Here is a 23458-nt window from a genome sequence, read left to right on the forward strand (position 1 = left end):
CTAAGTAGATGAACATGAGTAAGCTTAACTCTGTGGGGTTAAACTTTTGTTTATATTCACTGATAGCAGCATCTTAATTTATGTTTAACGGCGGATAAACTTAGAAATTATCGAGAATGGGGCATGGTTGAGAGTATAGATTACAAAAAATTAATGGCAACGACCTTAAGCAAAATGGAGGTAATGCAGGCTCGTATCCATGAATTAGAGACGAGACAAAGTGAATCCATTGCGGTGGTCGGAATGGCTTGTCGTTTTCCTGGAGGTATTAATTCCCCAGAAAAGTATTGGAGTTTTTGTCAAGCTGGACTTGATGCGATAGTAGAAGTTCCTAAAAGCCGTTGGGATATATCAAAACTGTATTCTCAAGAACCAACTTTAGGAAAAATGAACACCGCTTATGGGGGATTTCTTCAAGAGAATATCACAGAATTTGATGCCCGTTTCTTTTCGATCTCAGCAAGAGAAGCCGCCTCCATGGATCCTCAACAAAGGTTACTCTTAGAAGTTGCTTGGGAAGCCTTAGAAAATGCCAATTTACCTCTGAAAAATTTAGCCGATAATAAGGTAGGGGTATTTGTGGGGATTACTAGCATTGACCATGCCCTGAAGGTTTACGGCACAAACTATGATCAAATTGACTCTTTTTTTGGCACCGGCAATGCTCTAAGCGCAGCCGCTGGCAGGCTATCTTATTTTCTCAATCTTCACGGTCCTTGTCTCTCGATTGATGCAGCCTGTGCCTCCTCATTAGTAGCCGTCCATCAGGGGATTCGTAGCCTGAGAAATCGTGAATGTGAACTCGCTTTAGTGGGTGGGGTAAACCTCATTTTAGAACCCGCAATTACGATTACTCTTTCTCAGTCGGGAATGATGTCCCCCGATGGGCGTTGCAAGACTTTCGATGCCTCTGCCAATGGATATGTGCGAGGGGAAGGCTGTGGGGTTTTAATTTTAAAAACTTTATCAGAAGCCCAGAAAAACGGGGATCAAATTCTTGCCCTGTTGCGAGGTTCGGCGGTGAATCATAATGGCGCTGCTGCAGGTTTAACCGTACCCAGTGGACCCGCCCAGCAAGAATTGCTCCGTCAAGCTCTAGCTGATGCCAGAATAGTCCCTGAAGATGTCAGCTACATAGAAGCTCATGGCACAGGTACTTCTTTAGGAGATCCCATCGAATTGAATGCCATTGCCTCAGTTTATGGAAAGCGCTCCGACCCTCTTTATGTCGCCTCAGTGAAAACCAATATCGGCCACCTTGAAGCCGCTGCTGGCATGGCGGGAATAATTAAAACGATTCTGATTCTTCAACAGGGTAAAATCCCTCCCCATCTTCATTTCCAAAGCCCTAATCCTCTGGTTGATTGGGAAGACCATCCTATTAAAATTCCTACTCAAAATATACCTTGGCCGAATAACAATAAAGTACCCATAGCTGGGGTAAGTTCTTTCGGGTTTTCTGGCACAAATGCCCATGTCATTGTTCAACAAGCACCCGTCAGCAAAATCTCAGAAATTCAACAACAAATTCCTAGTCATCTCTTAACTCTTTCAGCCCACAACAAAACCGCTTTAAAAGAATTAGCTAAACGTTTTCATACCCTCCTAGAATCTCATCCTGAAATTGGAGATATTTGTTATAGTGCAGCTGTCGGAAGGATAGATTTACCTGAACGTTTAGCCATTGTTGGCGATACTTGTCCAGAATTACAACAAAGATTAGCCGCTTTTGCTGAAGAAAACCCACTTGATGATTTGACTTTTTATCAACGTTTTACATCAGAAAAATCCCCTAAAATTGTTTTTCTTTTTACAGGGCAAGGGGCTTGTTATCCCGGCATGGGGCATCAACTCTATCAAACTCAGCCAACATTTCGTCAATATATTGATCAATGTGCCGAAATATTAGCGAAGTATTTAGACCATCCTTTAACTGAAATATTATTTGGTGAACAGACCGATTTACTCAATCAAACCGCTTACGCTCAACCGGCTATATTCGCCCTAGAATATTCCCTAACAATGCTATGGAAATCTTGGGGAATTACCCCCAGTTTACTGATTGGCCATAGTGTGGGAGAATATGTAGCAGCTTGTATCGCAGGAGTATTTAGCTTAGAAGCTGGACTCGCCTTAATTGTCAAACGGGGGCAATTAATGCAAACCACAACCTCCGGGAAAATGGCTTCAATTTTTGCTGATGAAGAGACAGTAAGTTCCCTAATTAAAAATTATAATGAAACGGTTTCAATAGCTGCCATTAATCACCCTCAACAGATTGTTATTGCTGGAGAAAGTGCCAGCCTTGAGGAAGTTATTAGCACCTGCAAAAAGCAAAAAATTCCCGCTCAATATCTCCCCGTTACTCAGGCTTTTCATTCCCCTTTAATGGAGCCAATTTTAAAAGAATTTGAAAAAGAGGCTCGTCAAATTTCTTATCAACGACCCCAAATTCTCTTACTTTCAGGACTTGATGGAGAGGTTTTAGAAAATGCACCAGATGCCACTTATTGGAGCAAACAATGCCGAGAACCAGTAAGATTTTTGTCGAGTTTGATAACCGCTTTCAACAAGGGATATAACCTATTTTTAGAAGTGGGACCAAGACCAATACTGGCAGAACAAGGTCGTCGTTATAAAGATGAGGTCATCTGGTTAAGTTCTCTCAATCGTGGCTTAGATAACTGGCATACAATTCTTTCAGCCTTGGGACAACTCTACCTCAATGGCCTGCCTTTCAACCCAGAACAATTCAATCAGAATTATGGCTATAAAAAAGTCAGATTGCCGAACTATCCCTTTCAAAGAAAACCTTTCCAATTTCAGCCTAATCCTCGAACAGAAAATCAGAGCATTGACAAAATATTCCTAGACTCACAAACTTCTAACCTTACCGAAACCACAGTTTTTAATATGCAAAAGCATCAACAGGAAATCCGTAATCAATTAAAATCAATTCTGGCTTTACTTCTGAAAGAAGATGAGAACGATCTGCCGGAGGATGAGACATTACTAAACTTAGGAGCAGACTCAATTATCTTGACTGACTTTTCTCGCAAAATTGAAGAAAAATTTCAAGTCAAAGTGAAAATAGATCAACTCTTTACCGATTTACAAACTCTTGTTGATATCTCCGAATACCTCGGCCAATTTGTAAAAGAAAAACCCTTAGAAAATACTTCAAAAATAACAACTAAAGTTATCGATGACGAGACAGAATTAAGCAATTATCTGCAAGTCATTAATCAATTGCAACCCATCGCTACAGCCTATATCATCAAGGCTTTAGAGTCCTTAGGGAAAAAACTTAATCAGGGAGAACAATGGACAATAGAAACCCTAAGACAAACCTTACCTATTGCTCCTAAATATCACATTTTGCTCAATCGTTATTTGCAGGATTTAGAGCAAGCTAATATTCTTCAAAATCAAGGGAATGTTTGGACTGTCAAAAACTTGCCTGAGTATTTTTCCTTACCCCAAGCCCTACAAAAGCTAGAAAAAATTTGTCCGTCTGCAAAACCTGAATTAGAAATGTTGCAACGCTGCGGCGAAAATTTAGCAGAAGTTCTTAAGGGAAATACAGATCCCTTGACATTAATTTTCCCAGAAGGTTCCGTTGCTCATGCAGAAAGTATCTATGGCAACTCTCCCGTATCTCGATTGATGAATCAACGAGTTGCCCAAGCTATTAACCAGATTTTAAAGAACTTTTCTAATAGTGATCGCCCCTATCGAATTCTCGAAATAGGAGGAGGAACTGGTGCCACTTCAGAAGCAATTCTTAACCACTTAAACCTCGATCATGTCACTTATTCTTTTAGCGAAGTTTCTCCCTTCTTACTGCATCAAGCTAGGCAAAAATTTCAGAAAAAATATAACCTAAACTTTCATCAACTAGACATTGAAAAGTCCCCCATTTCTCAGGGGATACCTGCCCATACTTATCATATTGTTGTGGCCGCTAACGTCCTTCATGCAACCCGAAATATTACAGAAACTCTAACCCATATTCGGGAACTTCTGCGCCCCGGCGGTTACTTAGTTCTCCTCGAAACCGTAGAAAATAACTCATGGCTGAATTTAACCTTTGGATTAACCCCCGGATGGTGGCGCTTTCAGGATCAACAATTACGCTCAGATACTCCCTTATTAAGGGGTGAAAATTGGTGTTCCGTTTTAAAAAGTTGTGGGTTTGCTACGGCGAATAGTTTCTCTAAACAAAACAATATTCCCATTAACAATGGACAAGAATTAATTCTTGCTTGTGTGCCAGATGAACCCCTCTCAATTCCTGCAATGCCTAAGCTCACTGTCTCTGGTGAAAGCTCTGGTAAAGAAGCCTTAATGATGGCTCAATTACAATCTTTAAAAGACCTAAAAGACCTCCATGAAAAAACCATTATCAAGCAATTAGAAGTTCTTCAAACTGCCCCCGTCTCCCCCAGTATAGCCCCCGAAATATTAACGAATCAGACTCAAATCATTCCTGCCCAAAGCTCTAAAATAGAAACTTACCCGCCGGTTTCTCAAGAGAAGCCCAAATCTCCTGAGAAACCTAGTTCTCCCAATTTAAACCCCTTAGCCTTAAAGCTGACTGAGAACAAATCCTTAACCGAACAACAACAAGCCTTTATTCAAAATTTACAGGGTATTTATAACCAGAAAACCGCCAAATCAAAAGCCTATTCACAAAATAGCCGTAAGACAATGGTAGATGTTAAACCGACCATTGACTTCCGCATGGCCTTAAAAGAATTTCAATATCCCATTGTTTCAGAATCCGCTCAAGGGGCTTATTTTAAGGACATTGATGGCAATAATTACATTGACTTAGCCATGGGGTTTGGGGTTAACTTTTTTGGGCATAGTCCTGATTTTGTCATTGAAGCGGTTCAAGAACAAATAAATCGAGGAATAGGTTTAGGAATGCAGTCAAATCTGGCCGCCGAAACCGCCGCTTTAATTAGTGAAATGGGCCGAGTCGAAAGAGTCGCTTTTAGTAATACGGGAACCGAGGCGATTATGGCGGCTGTTCGCATTGCTCGCTCCCGTACAAAACGTCAAAAAATCGTTATGTTTGCCGGCTCCTATCATGGAACTTTTGACGGCATCTTAGCACGAGTAGGAGAAGATAAAACCACTGCTCAACCTTTAAGTCTAGGCACCCCTTTAGGAATGGTTGAAGACGTAATAGTCTTGAGTTATGGAGTTGAAGAAAGCCTCGATATTATTGCTACTCATGCTGATGATTTAGCCGCCGTATTAGTCGAACCAGTTCAAAGTCGCAAACCCGATTTACAGCCTCAAGAATTTCTGCAAAAACTACGACAAATAACCCATAAAAAAGGAATCACACTCATTTTTGATGAAATTATTACCGGCTTTCGGATTGCTCCGGGAGGAGCGCAAGAATGGTTCAATGTTGAAGCCGATATAGTCATTTATGGTAAGGCCATTGGAGGAGGTTTACCAATTAGTATGATCTGCGGTAAAGCAGATTTCTTAGATACCGTTGACGGCGGTTTCTGGCAGTACGGAGATGACTCTCATCCCCAAACCGAGTTAACCGCTTTTGGGGGAACTTTTTGTCGTCATCCTTTAGCCCTTGCTGCTTGTCGTGCTGTGCTGTTACATCTTCGGGAAAACAGTCCAACGATTCAAGAAAAAGTGAATCAATTAACTCATCGATTAGCCACCGAAGTCAATCAGTTTTTTCAAGAAATAGGCATTCCGATTCGGGTTGTTAATTTTGGCTCTTTATTCCGCTTTGAACCTTTTGGAGCTTATAGTATCTTCTTACAACCCATCGAATTACCCCTCTTTTATTATCTATTAAATCTCAAAGGGATCTACACATGGGAAAAACGAGTTTGTTTTCTCTCCACCTGCCATACTAATGAAGATATAGACAAAGTTATAGTAGCTGTCAAAGAAGCGATTACGGAATTGCAGCAAGCCGGTTTTTTTGCTAATGCTAAACGCCCCCAAGTCAAGAAAGAAGAAAAAAAGCCGCTCTCTGAAGATGAAGATGGTAGGGGACATTTACCATCTTTAAATCAATCCTTTCCCACCAGTGAAGCTCAACGTCAGCTTTGGTTATTAGCTGAATTAGACCGTAATGCTTCAGCATCCTATAACGTCACAACATCCCTAGAATTACGAGGTTCTTTAGATGTTTACATTTTAGAAAAAACGATTAATCAAGTTATTAATCGCCATGAAGCTTTGCGAACCCAAATTATAGAACAAGGAGAATTACAGGAAGTTGTCAATGAAGTTAACATTAAATTAAAACTAATTGATTTGAAGGATGAAGATAATCCCGAAGCGACGGCCTTAGCGTTACGATCTCAGTTTTCCCAAAAACCCTTTGACTTGTCGATTGCCCCCTTATTTGCTGTGATTTTAATGCGCTTAAAACCTGACCATTATCTGCTATCTTTAAAAACTCATCATATTGTGGCAGATGGTTGGTCACTAGGATTAATTTTGCAGGAAATTGGTCAATTTTATTCATCCTCAAATAACACAACTAAAGAGGTTCTCAAACCACCGATGCAGTTTCGGCAATATTTAACTTTGCGAGCGCAAGAGACGCAAAGTCCACAAATGTTAGAGCATCGGGATTTTTGGTTGAAAACCTATCAGGAAGATCTGCCAACCTTTGAGCTTCCCACCGACTTTCCCCGTCCCGCCGTTAAAACCTACACTGGTGGACAAGAAAGTCAAGTCATTCCTTCTGAAGTTGGGCAAAATTTGCAGAAAGTAGGACGCAAAAATAAAGCTACATTATTTATGACGATGTTCGCCGCTTATACTGCTTTTTTGCGTCGAATTTCTGGCCATAAAGATTTAGTCATTGGTATTCCTATTTCTGGGCGACAAATAGAAGGCAGTGACAACTTAGTAGGCTTTTGTTCTCAATTTTTACCCCTGCGGATACAAGTCGATGCTACCACCTCTTTTATTGAACATTTACAACATACTAAACAAACCCTGATAGACGCTTTTCGCCATCAGAGTTATACTTTAGAGGATTTATTAGCAGCTTTACAATTACCTAGAGATTTTTCTCGTTCCCCTCTCATTTCGGTATCTTTTAACATGGATCCTAGTTTAACTCTGCCTGAGTTTAAAGACTTAAAAGTATCCTTGCCACCGGAACCGATTGGTTACACCCCTTTTGATCTAGGATTTAACTTAATTGAACTTAATGATAACCTCATTATTTACTGCAATTACAATACAGAACTCTTTAAAAAAGAGACAATTAAACAATTTATTGAAAGCTTTGAAATTTTGCTGAGGGGAATCATTGACGATGCTAATAATCTTCTTTATCAGTTACCTTTATTAACCTCGGTCCAACAAGAGCAGTTACTCAGACAATTAACGGGAAAAACTCGCAAACTCCCTGAAAAATCCACCATCATTGATGACTTTGTAGCTCAAGTTAAATTAACCCCTAATGCTCCCGCCTTAATTGCGGTAAAAATTAGCCTTAGCTATCAAGAATTAAATGAAAAAGTCAATCGTCTTACTCATTATTTACAGCAGGAATATCAGCTAGGTGTAGGAAAAGTGATTGGGGTGATGCTCCAGCGTGATCACAACTTAATCATCGGGATTCTGGCTACCTTTAAAACTGGAGCGACTTACGTTCCTATAGACTCTCAATATCCTAACAGTCGCATTGAGTTTATTTTAAAAGATAGTGGCTGTCATGTTTGCCTAACGGAGAGTAATTTTATCTCTAAGTTACCTGAAAAAATAGAGAAAATTTGCTTAGATAAAATCGATCCTATTGTTGAAAAATATGACAAAAATGAGCCTAAAATATTCCGCAACTCTAGCCAAACCGCCTATATTTTCTACACTTCAGGCTCAACTGGTAATCCTAAAGGAGTCATGGGCCGTCACATCTCAATTTTGAATGTTATTCAAAGCTTACGACTTACCTTTGATTTAGATAAACATCCTGAATGGCGCTATATTTTCACAGCTGCTGTTACTCATGATCCATCTATTCGTAATATTTTTCTCCCCTTAACCATAGGTGCATCCCTATATATGTACGAAATAAAATATATAGGACATTTGGTTTCTTTCTTACAGGAAAATCAAATTAATGCCCTACACACCACCCCATCTATCTATCGAGAAATCTTCGGGCTACTTGAACCAGAAGAAACCATTTCCAGCTTAAAATATATCTCGGTAGGAGGGGAAAAATTAGATCGGGAAACTGCCTTAGCTTTACGGAAACGTTTTCCAGCAGAAATTGTTAGCAATGTCTACGGATCTACAGAAACTTGTGTAGGAGTATCCCAGTATGAAATCACGGAAAACTTAGACAGCGAAATCCCCCTCGGTCAAGTTTTCCATAACAATCGCTTAGGGGTTCTTGATGAATTTAATAATCCCGTTCCCCTCCATGTAATCGGCGAAATTTGTGTAGAAGGTGCCGCCCTAGCATCGGGTTATCATAACCAACCCGAAATGACTCAAGAAAAATTTAAACCTAGCTTTCTTGATGAGACAAAAACTCTCTTTAGAACCGGCGATTTAGGCAAGCAAACTGCTCCCGGTATCATTGAGTTTATGGGACGAAAAGATAATCAAGTTAAGGTCAATGGTTATCGAATTGATCCCGGAGAAATTGAATATCAATTGACTCGTTATGCTCCCATTGAAAGAGCGATTGTTTTACCCGTTCAAGTTAATAATCAAACTCAATTATCTGCTTACTGTCAAACAGACAAAACTCTGGAAATTGCTGAGATTCGAGAATTTCTTGCCAAATTTTTACCAGTTTATATGATTCCGAGTTACTTTATTTTTTTAAAGCAATTCCCCTTAACTCGACATGGGAAACTTGACCTGCACTCCCTGAGAGAACTCAGAGAAACCGGTAAATCTCTGGTTAATTCTAATTATGTTGCACCCCGGAATTATTTAGAATCCAATCTCGTTAGCATCTGGGAAAAAATTCTCTCTAAATATCCTATCGGTATTTTTGATAACTTCTTTGAAATTGGCGGTCATTCTCTACTCTTATCAAGGGTTGTAACCCGGGTTCATAAAGAACTAAATGTATCCGTAAAATTGGCTGACTTCTTTAAAGTTCCAACCATTGCTGGATTGGCGACTTTAATCTCCCAGACTCAATACAATTATCAAGAACCCATTGCGGCAATTCCCCCCCAAAAATCCTATCCGATGTCTCATGGTCAGCGTCGTCTTTGGGCTTTAGAATTTCTAGATCACAATCATAATGCTTACGGAATGCCCAGTGCTTATCAATTCAAGGGCAATCTTAATATTGATGCTTTTGAAAATGCCTTTCAACAGTTAATTCAACGCCATGAAATTTTGCGGACAACCTTTACTTTAATCAATAATCAACCCCGTCAAGTTGTCCATAATCAAATGAACTTTGTCATTAAACAAATAGACCTGACAGCTTATGTTAGGACAGAACAAGAAAACTTGATCGAAGAAGCGATTGCCCATAATGCCAAAACGACTTTTGATTTAGAAGTCGGACCGTTACTTAAAGTTAACTTACTTAAACTAAGCCAAGAGAATTACATCGTCTTGTTTAATATGCACCATATCATTTCTGATGGTTGGTCAGCAGGGGTTTTAATTAAAGATTTCCTCACCCATTATCACGCCTATGGACAAGAAAATTACCAATTAATGCCCCCTCTCAGAATTCATTATAAAGACTATACTTCTTGGCAAGAAAGTCAATTAGAAACCTCGAAACTTCAAGGTCAACGGGATTACTGGTTAGCTAAATTAACTCCTGTCCCTGTGCGTCTTAACTTACCTGTTGATTATCCGCGCCCACCTGTTAAAAGTTTTCAAGGAAATACAATTACATGGCAACCTGAACCCGAATTGATCGATACTTTTGAGAAGTTAATTAAAGCACAAGAAGCCAGTTTATTTATGGGTTTAGTTAGTTTGGTTAAGAGTTTTCTATTCCGTTATACTGAGCAAAATGAAATTACAATAGGCTCTGCTATCGCCGGCAGAAATCATCCTGATTTAGAAGAGCAAATCGGATTTTATGTTAACACTCTAGTCCTGCGGGATCAGATAGCAGATCACGACAGTTTTACGGATGTCCTTAGCAAAGTAAAAACAACCACTTTAGAGGCTTATGATAATCAAGACTATCCCTTTGATCAGATCGTATCTGATTTGAATTTACAACGAGATCCTAGCCGGAATGCTCTCTTTGATGTTGCAATTGTCCTGCAAAATAATCAAAATGTAGATCTCGCCTTGAACGGAATTACAGTTAACTCCATTGACCCAAAAATGATTACCGCTAAATTTGATTTAGAATTTATCTTTGTTGAGGAAGAAGAACTTTATCTCAAGCTAATCTACAACACAGATATATTTATCCATGAGCGAATTTTATTGATCATAGATTTGTTAAAAAATTGGCTAGAGCAAGTTTTAAAATTTGCCCATGAACCTTTGATAAACTTATCCTTAGCTTCCTCAGAAAATCTGATTCAAGAGGAGCAGTATCTGTTCGCAGAAGACTTTAATTTTTAGTCAACAGCAATTATACGAGCAGGAGATTTTAATGAAGACAAAACTACCGATTCTTGGCATTTTAGGGGGTATGGGACCAGTGGTTACCGCCGAATTTCTTAAGTCGATTTATGAATATAACCCTTTTATTGATAAGGAACAAGAAGCCCCTAATGTCATCGTTTTTTCTTTTCCCTCTGCACCTGATCGCACAGGTTCTATTGATAGTGGAAAAGAAAGAGAATTTATTGATTTTATCCAAGTCAATTTGGAACATCTCAATAAACTGGCTGATTGCATAGTCATTGGCTGTTGTACGGCTCATTATGCTCTACCTCAGATTCCCGAAAATCTAACGGATAAACTTATTTCCTTAATTAAAATAGCGGATCAAGAACTCCAAGAATATAATGAACCTACCCTTTTACTTGCTAGTACAGGGACTTACCAGAAAAAATTATTTCATGAAGGCTGCACCACCGCAGATCTGATTATTTCTCTCTCAGAAAGTGATCAAAAGTTGATTCATGAAATGATCTATAAAGTGCTAAAAAGAGGACACGATCCGTTAAGTATTCTTAGGGATATAGAAGCATTATTAGAGAAATATAACACTCGCTCCTATATTTCTGGGTGTACCGAATTTCATCTCTTAACAAAATCTCTCAAACTCAAAGGAATTGACTCCATTAAAGCGATCGATCCTTTAAGTACCATCGCTCAAAACTTTTCTCAGTTAATCATCAAACAAGCTCAGGTAGATCTAGTGACCGACTGCCATCAACCTTCAAACCCAAAAAGCCCTTGACCATCGCACCCCTAGGAGGTACAATTCAAACTTGAATTGGCCACTTCTGACTTTTAACTTGCGCGTAGCGATATACTGATTCATAGGGTTTTGGAAATTGGTTCTATTTTTGATCAAGAGGTGTAAAAAAAGTGTCTAAGCATTCAATCAGTTTTGGAGGACAATTGGAAGATAATTGGCGGACTCTGTCAGAAGTCTTAGAAAGTGCCACTCAACATAATAATCATGGAATTACTTATATTAAAAATGACGCAACTGAATATTTTCAGAGTTATCAAGACTTATATCAAGATGCTCTGGTTATTTTAAATGGACTGGAACAAAAAGGAATAAAATTAGGGCATAAAGTTATCCTACAAATTGCCAAAAATCAAGACTTTATTCCCGCACTCTGGGCTTGTTTTTTAGGGGGAATTATTCCAGTTCCTTTGACCGTTGCTCCTAGCTATGATCTGGAAAATTCTGCCGTCAAAAAACTAGAGAATGTTTGGAAAATTTTAGACAATCCTTTGATATTATCCGACAGTGAACTAATTACTGAAATTGAAAAATTAGGAACTTACTCTCATCTAGAAGGGTGGCAAGTTATCTCAGTTAATGAACTCAGAAAAGCCACCTCTAAAGTCCATCAATTGCCGATTCTTGATGCACAATATCCAGCCTTATTACTCTTTACTTCGGGTAGTACAGGTATGCCCAAGGGAGTAATATTAACTCATCATAATATTCTGTCCATGACTGCTGGTACAGTGGCAATGAACCACTTTACCCAACAAGAAGTTACCCTTAATTGGATGCCCTTAGATCATGTAGGAGCTATCGTATTTTTAGGAATTATGGCGGTAGATTTGGCTTGTCATCAAATTCATGTTCCGATGGAATTAGTCCTACGCCAACCTCTCCAATGGTTAGACCTCATTCAAAAGCATCAAGTAAGCATTTCTTGGTCCCCTAACTTTGCATTTTCTTTAATTAATCAACAGGCCGAAGAACTTAAGCACGCCTCTTATAACCTCTCCTCAATGAAATTTTTAGTGAATGCTGGCGAGCAAGTTTCAGTAAAAACGATTCGCCTATTCTTAGAAATTCTTGAAAAACATCAACTACGGGAGAGAGCGATTAAACCAGCTTTTGGCATGACTGAATCCTGTTCTGGGATTACTTGGTCAGCCGGTTTAAGTAAAAATGAACTCACCGAAGAAAATAGTTTTGTCTCTCTAGGAAAGCCGATTCCTGGAGCAACTATCCGGATAGTCGATCAGGAAAATAATCCTTTACCTGAAAGAGAAATTGGAAAGCTTCAAATTCAAGGTAATTCTGTTACTAAAGGATATTACAATAATACTGAACTCAACCTGGAAGTTTTTCAAGAAGGGTGGTTTACTACAGGAGATTTGGGGTATTTATTTAATGGGGAACTCTTTATTACTGGGCGAGAAAAACAAGAAATTATAATTAATGGTGTTAATTACTTTGCCCATGAACTTGAAACAACAATCGAAGAATTAGAAGGGGTTAAAGTATCTTATACAGCCGCCTTTGCCGTCTTTGATCAAAGTCGAGAAACTGACTTATTAATTATTACTTTTAGCCCAGAATCTGATCAATTTGAACACTGGATAAAAGTTGTTAGAAAAATTCGCAGTCATTTGACCCAAAAGTTCGGGATTGCTCCAGCTTATGTCATTCCCTTAGAAAGGAATTTAGTTCCTAAAACCTCTATTGGCAAGGTTCAAAAATCTAAATTAAAAAAGGATTTTGAACAGGGATTATTTACCAGCCTTATCCAAGGAATAGATCAATATTTAGCAAAAGAGCGCCAGAAAAATCAAACCTTACCTCAATCAGAAAATGAACGTCAAATAGCAGCAGTTTGGAGTGAAGTTTTACAGTTAACCTCAGTTGGTTTAGAGGATAACTTCTTTGAACTAGGGGGACATTCTATACACTTAATCCGAGTTCAAAATGAACTTGAAAAACTTTTTAACCGTCAGCTATCCCTTGCTGAAATGTTTAAAAATCCTACCGTTGCCACCCTAGCCCGTTTCTTAAGCGAAGAATCAAATACCACTCAAGTTATAGCACAAAAAAGCCGTCAACGTGCCGAAAATCGGATCCGTCGCCATAATGAAACCCATGACATTGCAATTATTGGTATGGCGGGGCAATTCCCAGGGGCTAAAAATTTAACAACCTTCTGGGAAAATTTAAAAAATGGAATCGAAACTATCTCTTTCTTTTCGGAAGAAGAATTACAAGATTCGGGAGTGTCTCCGGAACTCTTTAATCAGCCTAATTATGTTAGAGCTAGACCAATTCTCGATCAAGTTGAATACTTTGACAGCGAATTTTTTGGCTATACAGATAGAGAGGCAGAATTACTAGACCCTCAGCAACGTTTACTTCTTGAATGTAGTTGGGAATGTTTAGAAAACGCTGGTTATAATCCTAGTACTTATCAAGGATCAATTGGTATATTTGCTGGCGCAAGTATGAACACCTATTTGATAAATAATTGTTATCCTAATCGGGGTCAATTAGATAGTAATGACGAGTTACAACCCTTCACACTAGATTCAACGGGAGGGTTTCAAACAATGGTAGCTAATGACAAAGACTATTTAACAACGCGAATTTCTTATAAACTAAACTTACAGGGCCCAAGCGTTAATGTTCAAACTGCTTGCTCTACTGGATTAGTTGTAGTTCATCTCGCTTGTCAGAGTCTAATTAGTGGAGAAAGTGACATGGCTCTAGCTGGAGCTGCTTCAATTAATTCTCCTCAAAAAATTGGTTACTTATATCAAGAAGGACTGATCTTGTCTCCTGATGGTCATTGTCGCGCCTTTGATGCTGAAGCAAAAGGGACTATTTTTGGCAGTGGAGTAGGAGTGATTCTGCTCAAAAGATTGTCAGATGCTTTAGCCGATCATGACCATATTTATGCAGTTATTAAAGGCTCTGCTATTAATAATGATGGTGGACAAAAATTAGGATTTACTGCGCCTGGTGGAGAGGGTCAAATTGCTGCCGCTACGGAAGCCCTAGCCTTTGCCGGTGTTGATGCTAATACAATTAGTTTTGTGGAAGCTCATGGCACAGGAACCCCCCTTGGAGATCCCATTGAAGTTGATGCTTTAGCTAAAGTTTATCAGGGTGCAAATGAGGGAGAATGTGCTTTAGGTTCAGTAAAAACTAATATCGGACATATGCAGATTGCTTCCGGTATTGCTGGTTTAATTAAAGCGACTTTGTCCCTTAAACATAGAGTTATTCCACCTACATTACATTTCCAAAATCCTAACCCTCAAATTAATTTTTCTCAGACTCCTTTTTATATTAATAATGAAGCTATTTCTTGGACTACTAAGCAAGACAAGGACGAAAAATTACCCCGACGGGCAGGGGTAAACTCTTTAGGTATTGGCGGGGTTAATGCTCATGTTATTCTAGAAGAAGCTCCTCCCATTATTCCTCAAGACAATCAGAGCAAACGTCCCTATCATTTGCTCACCCTTTCCGCTCGAACCGAACCGGCTTTAACAGATTTAGTAAGTCGCTACATAGACTTTTTAGAAAGTCAACCTGAAAAGGATATGTCTGATGTAGTATTTACGGCAAATACAGGCCGAGTTCATTTCTCGAATCGTTTAGCCTTAACTGGCTATAAAAACAGTGATTTTATTGAACAATTACGTCAGTTCAAGCAACTAGATTATCAGTCAACTATTCCTGATATAGCTGATGAAAAAAGACCGCCTAAAATTGCCTTTTTATTTACAGGACAAGGTTCTCAATATGCAGGGATGGCTCATCAACTCTATCAGACTCAACCCACCTTTAGAAAAACTTTAGACGCAGGGGAAAACTACTATCAAAAACTAACGGGTAAATCCCTGCTAAACGTCGTATTTGCTGATACAGATGACCCCTTAAACCAAACCGCTTATACCCAACCGGCACTATTTCTGATTGAAGTTGCTCTCGCTCAATTATGGCATTCTTGGGGAATTCAACCAGCCGCCATTTTAGGGCATAGTTTAGGAGAATATTCTGCTGCTTGTTTTGCTGGCGTTTTTGATCTTGAAAGTGGCTTAAAACTGGTCACCCATCGAGGCAATTTGATGGGGCAGTTACCCCAAAATCAAGGGGAAATGGCCGCTATTTTTCTCGATAAGAACTCAGTTATTGAGCAGTGCCAAAGCCAAGGCATAAAAATCGCTATTGCTGCCATTAATGCGGAACAACATACCGTTATTTCTGGAGAAAAAAGCATAATTCAAGAACTCTGTAACCATTTCACTAATGCCGGGGTGAAAGTTCGTCAACTCAAAGTTTCCCATGCTTTTCACTCCCCTTTAGTAGAGCCAATGGTTGCAGAATTTAAAACGATTCTTCAAGAGACTTCTTTCAGTCAACCTCAAATTTCTCTGGTCTCTAACCTAACAGGAGAAATTGCTGATGACAGCATTATGACTCCTGAGTATTGGCTTCAACATTTACTAAATACGGTACAATTTCATCAAGGGGCTTTATTCCTACAATCTCTCGGATGTGATACCTTTATTGAAATTGGACCTCAACCTATTCTCTCAGGAATTGTTCAATCATCCCTATCTTCATCTGAACCTCTAACTCTACCCAGTTTACGCTCAGGATTTTCTGATTGGCAAGTTTTATTAGAAAGTCTGGGCAAACTTTATGTTCGCGGTGCAAAGATAGACTGGTTTAGTTTTGATCAAGACTATCATCCTAGACGATGTGCTTTACCTACTTATCCCTTTCAAAAACGTCAACACTGGATTTCTTTAAAAACCCCATCTGCAACTGTTCCACGGGAATCTAATCTGGTCAAAATGTTATCTGAAAAGGACAAAACTACTTTAATGCAAACCCTCTTAGAAACAGGTCATTATTCTGAAGATGAAAAACCAACAATATCCGCCATTGTTCAACAGTTGATTAAACTCTATTATCAAGAAAAAGAGGACTTTAATTTTGCCAAATTACTTTATCAAGTAGCTTGGCTTCCCTGGGATTTAGCCAACGGTAAGCTAGAAAATCTGACCACCCTTAAAACGGATTTAGAGGTTTACTTAGAACCCCAATTACACTCCTCAGAATTGATCGGAGTTTCTCTCGCTTTTTCCGAAATGGAAAAACTGGCAGCTGACTTTGTAGTTAAAGCTCTGAAAGATTTAGAACTCTTTCAAATGAATACCTTTCTTGATCCCGATCAAAGTTTTATTCAAGCTGAACTCAAACAAGAATATAAATCTTTCTGGAATCATGTTCTAGAAATATTAGCGAAAGTCGGCATTTTAGAAAAGCAAAATACCCTATGGAAAATTATTAAAGAACCTGAACACTCTAATCCTGATTTAGCGGTAGAGGATTTAATCAATCATTATCCTAATGCTCAAATAGAACTCAATCTATTTCGACAAGTTGCCACAAATTTAGCAGCCATTATTACGGGAAAAATATCTCCTTTATCTATCCTATTTTCTCAAGATGGACAAGGAGGAGCCAGCGAGTTTTATAAAAATACATCTTCGGCAAAAATTCTCAATCTGGGTATCTCTAAAACCGTTGAACTTCTACTCTCAAGTTATGCTCCCTCAGCTTCCCTCCGCATTCTCGAAATTGGCGCGGGAACTGGAGCTACAACCCAACAGGTTCTTAAAGCTTGTAAGTCTCGTCAAATTACCTACACATTCACTGATGTTTCCCCCTTCTTTCTAGAGAAAGCTAGAGATAATTTGGCTGAATTTTCTGGACTAGAATACAAAGTCCTCGATATTGAAAAAAGTCCGAAATCCCAAGGGTTTTGCTGTCATTCTTATGACTTGATTATCGCAGCTAATGTCTTACACTCTACCGCCAATTTACAAGAGGAAACCTTGCCTCATATTCAAAGTTTACTACGTCCAGGCGGTCATTTATTACTGTTAGAATTAACTCAGCAATCTTCCTGGATTGATTTAATCTTTGGTCTGACCCAAGGTTGGTGGCGTTTTAGCGATTATCATTTGCGCCCAAATCATCCTATAATTACAGCATCGACTTGGGAATCTATTCTGCTTAAATCGGGGTTTTCTCAGGTAGAATTTGTTTCTCCTGATCAAAAAATAGGTAGTGTTTTATTTCAGCAAAGTATTATTCTGGCTCAAAGTTCAGAAATCTCCCCTAACCTCGCTAAAAACTGGCTAATTTTTACTGATGTTGACCCCCAACAAAATACTTTTCCCTTAGCGATTCAAGAGCAACTACTTAAAAAGTGTGATTCCTGTCGGATAATTTATCAAGGGGAGAAAAATACACAAATATCATCTTTTGAGTCTTGTTTGAATGCTAATCAACTACAACAATTAGAGGAATGGTTTGCGTCAAATCCATCTCCAGATCGAATTATTTATCTTTTGAATAGTGATGCCAAAGATCAACCAGAATCCATTTTATTAAATCGCTGTAACTATCTTTTAAATCTTCTCAAAGCTATTCAAACAATCCCTAATCCCCCTCAATTATTCCTTGTCACTCAGGGGGCCCAACCCTTTGAATTAGAACAGCCTTCTTTAGGGTTTCAGTCTCCTCTTTGGGCAATGGGGCGTGTTATTGCCCTAGAAAATCCGCAATTATGGGGAGGTATGCTGGATCTTGATCCCGACCTTGATATTAATCAAAATATTACCGCATTACTATTAGGATTAACTCATGCTCACGATGAGGATCATTTGGTCTTCCGCAAAGGTCAAGGCTATGTTGCTCGTCTGCTTCCTCTGAAGTCTCTAGAGACAAAAACCGTTAAGATTCAACCTGAGGCTACCTACCTAATTACGGGAGGAATAGGACATCTAGGCTTAGAATTGGCGGAACATTTAGTCAATTTAGGAGCAAAACATCTCATTTTAACGACACGCCGCTCATTACCAGCCCGCTTCCTGTGGGATTCAGCAGCCGAATTAGCCCAAATATCAGAAAAAATCAGAAAATTAGAGGAAAAAGGAGCATCAATCGAAGTGATTTCGGCAGACGTTGGCAATTTTGAGGCTATGCAGGCCATATTTACCCAGATTGAAAAAACCGCTTATCCCTTGCGTGGCATTTTCCATCTTGCCGGAATCTCAGGCCGACAAGCTCAATTAAAAGACTGTACTTTGCAGGATATCGAAGCAGTTTTTCAGGCAAAAGTTAAGGGTTCTTGGAATTTACATCAACTATCTTTGGGTACTCAATTAGACTATTTTGTTCTGTTTTCTTCCGCGGGTGCTATTTGGGGGGCAAAGGAACAAGGCTTATATGATACTGTTAGTCATTGGCTGGATGCTTTGGCTCATTTCCGTCATCTTCAAGGGCTTCCTGCAACGGCTTTAAATTGGGCATTATTGGCGGGTAATGGTATAGTTTCTCAAGACTATGAGGACTGGCTCAAACAGATTGGGATCAGGGAAATTGCTCCAGATATGGCCTTGAGGGTGATGGATGCTATTATGGCTTCTAATCAAACACAAGTTTTAATCGCTGATGTGGATTGGGTTCGTTTCAAAAATATCTATCAATTTAAAGGCGAGAAACCACTCCTAAAAAATTTAGGACTCTCAGAAATTCCCATTAAGTCTGTTCAAGAATCAGACTCTGTACTGGATCTTTTAGAGGATATTCCTTTAGGAGAACGTCGGGAATATTTGTTAGAATATGTTAGCAAACAAGTCAGAATTATTTTAGGGATTAAATCTATGCCAGATTCAGAACAAGGATTGATAGAAATGGGGATTGATTCCTTATCCTCTATTGAATTGAAAAATCGTTTAGAGAAAGGATTAGAAGTTCTCTTACCCACTTCTTTAGTCTTTGACTTTCCTAATATTAGACGCTTAGTTGATTATCTGTTTGACCGTATTTTCGGTGAAAAAGTTCAAAAAACAGCCCAGAAGATGATTAACTTCACTGAAGTTCAGCAGGAGATTAGTGAGGATTTAATCTTACAAGAACTTACTGATTTGGAGGCTTTTTTAGGAGATTAAATAATCCTAAGCCTTGAAGTTAGAAAGCTTGAAGTTAAAAAAAATTCAAGGCATTTCCTAAAAGTTACCCTATATTCAAACTATGCAAACTCCATTTTTTCAACAAGAAACCGCCAAAAGTTCTCATCAATTTTTTGATAATTTGAAATTGATTGCCGCTCCTTACTGGTATCCAACCGATCCTAAAGGAAGGACATTTTCAGAGGTAATAAGTTCATGGGGAATGCTGTTTCTCCTTGTTTTAGTAATTGTTGGACTGGTGGCCTCTAATGCAGTTAATAGCTTCGTTAATCGCTATTTGGTTGATGTCATTATTCAAGATAAAAATGCCTCTAAGTTTATGACAAGTTTATTACTTTATGGCTTAGGATTACTTTTAATTACCCTGTTTACTGCATTTTCTAAATTTGTTAAAAAAAGAATTATTCTGGATTGGTATGAATGGCTAAATCAGCAGGTTGTTACCCAATATTTGAGCCATCGCGCTTATTATAAAATTAATTTTAGATCCGATGTGGATAATCCGGATCAACGGATCTCTCAAGAAATAGAACCCATTGCTAGAAATGCTGTTAATTTTGGGGCTATTTTATTAGAAAAAGTCTTAGAAATGACAACTTTTTTAGTGATTCTTTTCTCAATTTCCCGACTAGCCGCCTTGATTCTAGTGGCTTATACAATTATCGGCAACCTAATTGCTGTTTCTTTAAGTCGAGAATTAGATAAGATTAGTCAAGAAGAACTGGAATCCAAAGCTAATTACACCTACACTTTAACTCATGTTCGGAATCATGCTGAATCCATTGCCTTTTTTCAAGGCGAAAATCAAGAGTTTAAAATAATTCAACGTCGATTTAATAATCTCGTCAGAAATTCTCTCAGTAAGATTGATTGGGAGAAAAATCAAGACATTTTTAGTCGAAGTTATCGCTCAGTTATTCAAATATTTCCCTTTGTCGTCTTCGCTCCAGCCTATATTCGGGGGGAAATTGATTTCGGACAAGTTAATCAGGCTATTATTGCTTGCAGTATGTTTGCTAATGGTTTTTCTGAGTTAATCCTTGAATTTGGTTCTTTGGGCAGATTTTCCAGTTATGTTGAGCGTCTATCTGAATTTTCTTCGGTCTTAGAAGAAATGGGACAACAACCCAAGGATGCTAGTACCATTAAAACCCTTGAACAAAATCAGATCGAGTTTGAGGATGTTACTTTACAAACACCAGATTATGAAAAGGTAATTGTTCAACATTTATCCCTATCTATCGAACCAGGCGAGGGTTTATTAATTGTCGGACCGAGTGGACGAGGTAAAAGTTCTCTATTAAGAGCTATTGCTGGCTTATGGAATGCAGGAACTGGTTGTTTAAAACGACCTCCCTTAGAACAATTTCTCTTTTTACCTCAACGTCCTTATATTATTTTAGGAACTCTCAGAGAACAGTTGCTTTATCCTAAAACAACCCGTGAAATGACCGATGGAGAACTTGAATCCGTTTTACAACAAGTTAATCTTCAAAATATAGCCACAAAAGTTCATGGCTTTGATGCGGAAGTCCCTTGGGAAAATATATTATCTTTAGGAGAACAACAACGCCTTGCTTTTGCCCGATTGTTAGTAACCCATCCCCGCTATGTAATCTTAGATGAAGCCACAAGTGCTTTAGATTTGAACAACGAACAAACCTTATATCAGCAGTTACAAAAAGCACAGACAACTTTTATTAGCGTAGGACATAGAGAAAGTTTATTTAAGTATCATCAATGGGTGTTAGAACTTTTAGAGGATTCTAGTTGGCGACTTGTTTCCATAGATGATTATCGATCCTCAAAATCTCTGTAACTGTTTCATTGCTAAAACTCAATTTAGGAAAAATTACGATGACTACTACTTCACCAAAAACTCTGACTATGGATATTCAAAAACCCAGGGTTCTTTTAATCGGAAAAATGTATGATGAAGCGGGGGAAAAACTTCTTGAAGAATCTACTAATATAGAGATTTTGTCCAACCCTACACTGGATAAAATTAATGAGGCCATTCAAGAAGTATCTGGCGTATTTGTGCGTTATCCTAATAAGTTAGAGGCTTCATCAATCCGATTAGCAAAACACTTAAAAGTAATTAGTACCTCTGGATTTGGCACAGATTCTATTGATATTATGGCAGCAACAGAACAGGGTGTTATCGTTGTTAATAATCCCGGAATGTCAACTACAGCTGTAGCAGAACACACCTTATCTATGATTTTAGCCCTTGCCAAAAAGCTCCCTTTTTTAGATCATTGTGTGAAAAAGGGTAACTATTTAATTCGCAATCAGATCCAACCGATTCAACTCGAAAACAAGACCCTTGGTATTGTGGGTTTAGGAAGAATTGGTACTCTGGTGGCTCACAAATGTAACCTAGCACTGGGGATGAGAGTATTAGCTTATGATCCCTATGTTCCAGCCAGCAAAGCGGAGACAGTAGGAGCAACTTGGGTCAAAGATTTAGATGTTCTTCTGGCTGAATCGGACTTTGTTTCTTTGCATCCTGAACTAACAAGTGAAACACGGGAAATGTTTAATATCTCAGTTTTTAAAAAGATGAAACCAACAGCTTTTTTAATTAATACCTCCCGGGGAAAAGTCGTTTGTGAAAAGGATTTAGGGATCGCCCTTAATCAAAAATTGATAGCTGGATGCGCCCTAGATGTCTTTGAACCAGAACCGCCGGCTTTAGATAATCCTTTATATAATTTTGAGAATGTCATTCTCTCACCTCATTTAGCCGGAGTAACCCCTGAAGCGAGTCTAGCGGCTGCTGTTTCGGCGGCGAATCAAATATTACAAGTGCTTCAGGGAGAGAAGCCCCCTTATATGATTAATCCAGAGGTGTGGAATCTTTTTTAAAGCATCTAGAGAATCTCAGGGATTCGGTTAATTAAAAATGGCAATATTTCTGAAAAATCCTTAGGAGGATAATAATTTGGAAAACATCGGCAAAATTCCCCTCAAAGATGAATGGCGTAATCGCTGGGCAATCATCAAACAATTTGTCCTTAATCCAGCTCGAGAAATGGCGTTTTTGCAAGATCAGTTTCAAGTTTCTGAACTGTATACTAATATAGCGAAACGCGATCCTCATCTTCAGGATCCTAATTTTCCCCAATGGCTTAATTTTGGTTATTGGAAAGAAGAAACAACTTATAACGGAGCTTGTGCCGCTTTAGCGCGTAAATTAGCCGAAGTGGCCGAACTTAAAGCCGGAGATCACCTTTTGGATGTGGGTTTCGGTTTTGCTGAACAGGATTTACTCTGGGTAAGAGAAAACAATGTTGGCTCAATTATCGGTCTAAATACAACCGAGTTACAAGTAGAAATTGCTCAAGAAAGAGTAGCTAAAGCAGGGTTATCGGACAGGATAAAACTTCAAGTCGGCTCGGCTACTCAAATCCCTTTTCCTGAGAATTCTTTTGATCAGTTGACCGCTTTAGAATGTGCTTTTCATTTTGACACTCGTGAGGATTTTTTCGCGGAAGCTTTTCGAGTTTTGCAGCCCGGTGGAAGGTTGGCTATAGCGGATTGTTTGCCTAGAGTGGGTCGAGAAATTAACTTCTGGCTGCGGGTTAATAGTAAGAAAATGTGTATTCCCTTTGCTAATCAATACGACCGACATACTTATGTAGAAAAACTCAAAAAGCATGGATTTGTTAATATCCAAGCTTTATCTATTAGTGAATATGTTTGGCCGGCAATGGTTCATTATTTTGCCCAGATTAGCCAAGGGATTAGTAAGCATGATTTAGTTATCGATCTCCAGAAAGATAACCCGGGACTTGAAGCTTGGTCAAGAAATCGGGGTTGGTTTATGGCGTTTGATGATTATCTTTTGTTTTCGGCAGAAAAGCCTAAATTAAACTGAGTTCGGGTTAAGCAGATTGATGTAAAACCCAGTCCATCGGTAGGGAGGACTTATTATTAGCGATCGCCTATTAACCAAGGAGTTGAGAATCTAGAATTGGCCAAGGTTTTCTAACACTCCCTTCTATAGCGTTATCCCGAACGCCGGTTAAGCTAGAAA

The 23458-nt window shown here is 38.8% G+C and carries 6 protein-coding genes; all 6 read left to right on the forward strand.

From position 1 onward, the window contains the following. The first annotated feature begins 153 nt into the window (after nucleotides 1-153). Nucleotides 154-10581 (forward strand): non-ribosomal peptide synthetase/type I polyketide synthase, encoded by a 10428-nt coding sequence (locus IM322_RS02140; RefSeq protein WP_287672575.1) that lies wholly within the window; start codon nucleotides 154-156, stop codon nucleotides 10579-10581. Nucleotides 10582-10612: 31 nt separating this feature from the next. Then, the gene (locus IM322_RS02145) at nucleotides 10613-11368 is read left to right on the forward strand and encodes an aspartate/glutamate racemase family protein (protein ID WP_287672572.1); all 756 of its coding nucleotides are present in this window, start codon (nucleotides 10613-10615) and stop codon (nucleotides 11366-11368) included. Between the two features lie 131 nt (nucleotides 11369-11499). Next, the gene (locus tag IM322_RS02150; protein ID WP_287672571.1) at nucleotides 11500-19395 is read left to right on the forward strand and encodes a type I polyketide synthase; all 7896 of its coding nucleotides are present in this window, start codon (nucleotides 11500-11502) and stop codon (nucleotides 19393-19395) included. 82 nt (nucleotides 19396-19477) lie between these two features. Next, the gene (locus tag IM322_RS02155; RefSeq protein ID WP_287672570.1) at nucleotides 19478-21235 is read left to right on the forward strand and encodes an ABC transporter ATP-binding protein/permease; all 1758 of its coding nucleotides are present in this window, start codon (nucleotides 19478-19480) and stop codon (nucleotides 21233-21235) included. 68 nt (nucleotides 21236-21303) lie between these two features. Continuing rightward, the gene (locus IM322_RS02160) at nucleotides 21304-22287 is read left to right on the forward strand and encodes a hydroxyacid dehydrogenase (protein WP_287713085.1); all 984 of its coding nucleotides are present in this window, start codon (nucleotides 21304-21306) and stop codon (nucleotides 22285-22287) included. A 76-nt stretch (nucleotides 22288-22363) separates the two neighbouring features. Then, nucleotides 22364-23299 (forward strand): class I SAM-dependent methyltransferase, encoded by a 936-nt coding sequence (locus IM322_RS02165; RefSeq protein WP_287672566.1) that lies wholly within the window; start codon nucleotides 22364-22366, stop codon nucleotides 23297-23299. Nucleotides 23300-23458 lie beyond the last annotated feature (159 nt).

The organism is Microcystis sp. M109S1, assembly GCF_020247025.1.
GTDB lineage: Bacteria > Cyanobacteriota > Cyanobacteriia > Cyanobacteriales > Microcystaceae > Microcystis.

Excerpts from the sequence above, each read along its gene's own strand:
- IM322_RS02155 (WP_287672570.1), top strand. The coding sequence starts at position 19,478 with ATGCAAACTCCATTTTTTCAACAAGAAACCGCCAAAAGTTCTCATCAA.
- IM322_RS02145 (WP_287672572.1), top strand. The coding sequence starts at position 10,613 with ATGAAGACAAAACTACCGATTCTTGGCATTTTAGGGGGTATGGGACCA.
- IM322_RS02140 (WP_287672575.1), top strand. The coding sequence starts at position 154 with ATGGCAACGACCTTAAGCAAAATGGAGGTAATGCAGGCTCGTATCCAT.
- IM322_RS02160 (WP_287713085.1), top strand. The coding sequence starts at position 21,304 with ATGGATATTCAAAAACCCAGGGTTCTTTTAATCGGAAAAATGTATGAT.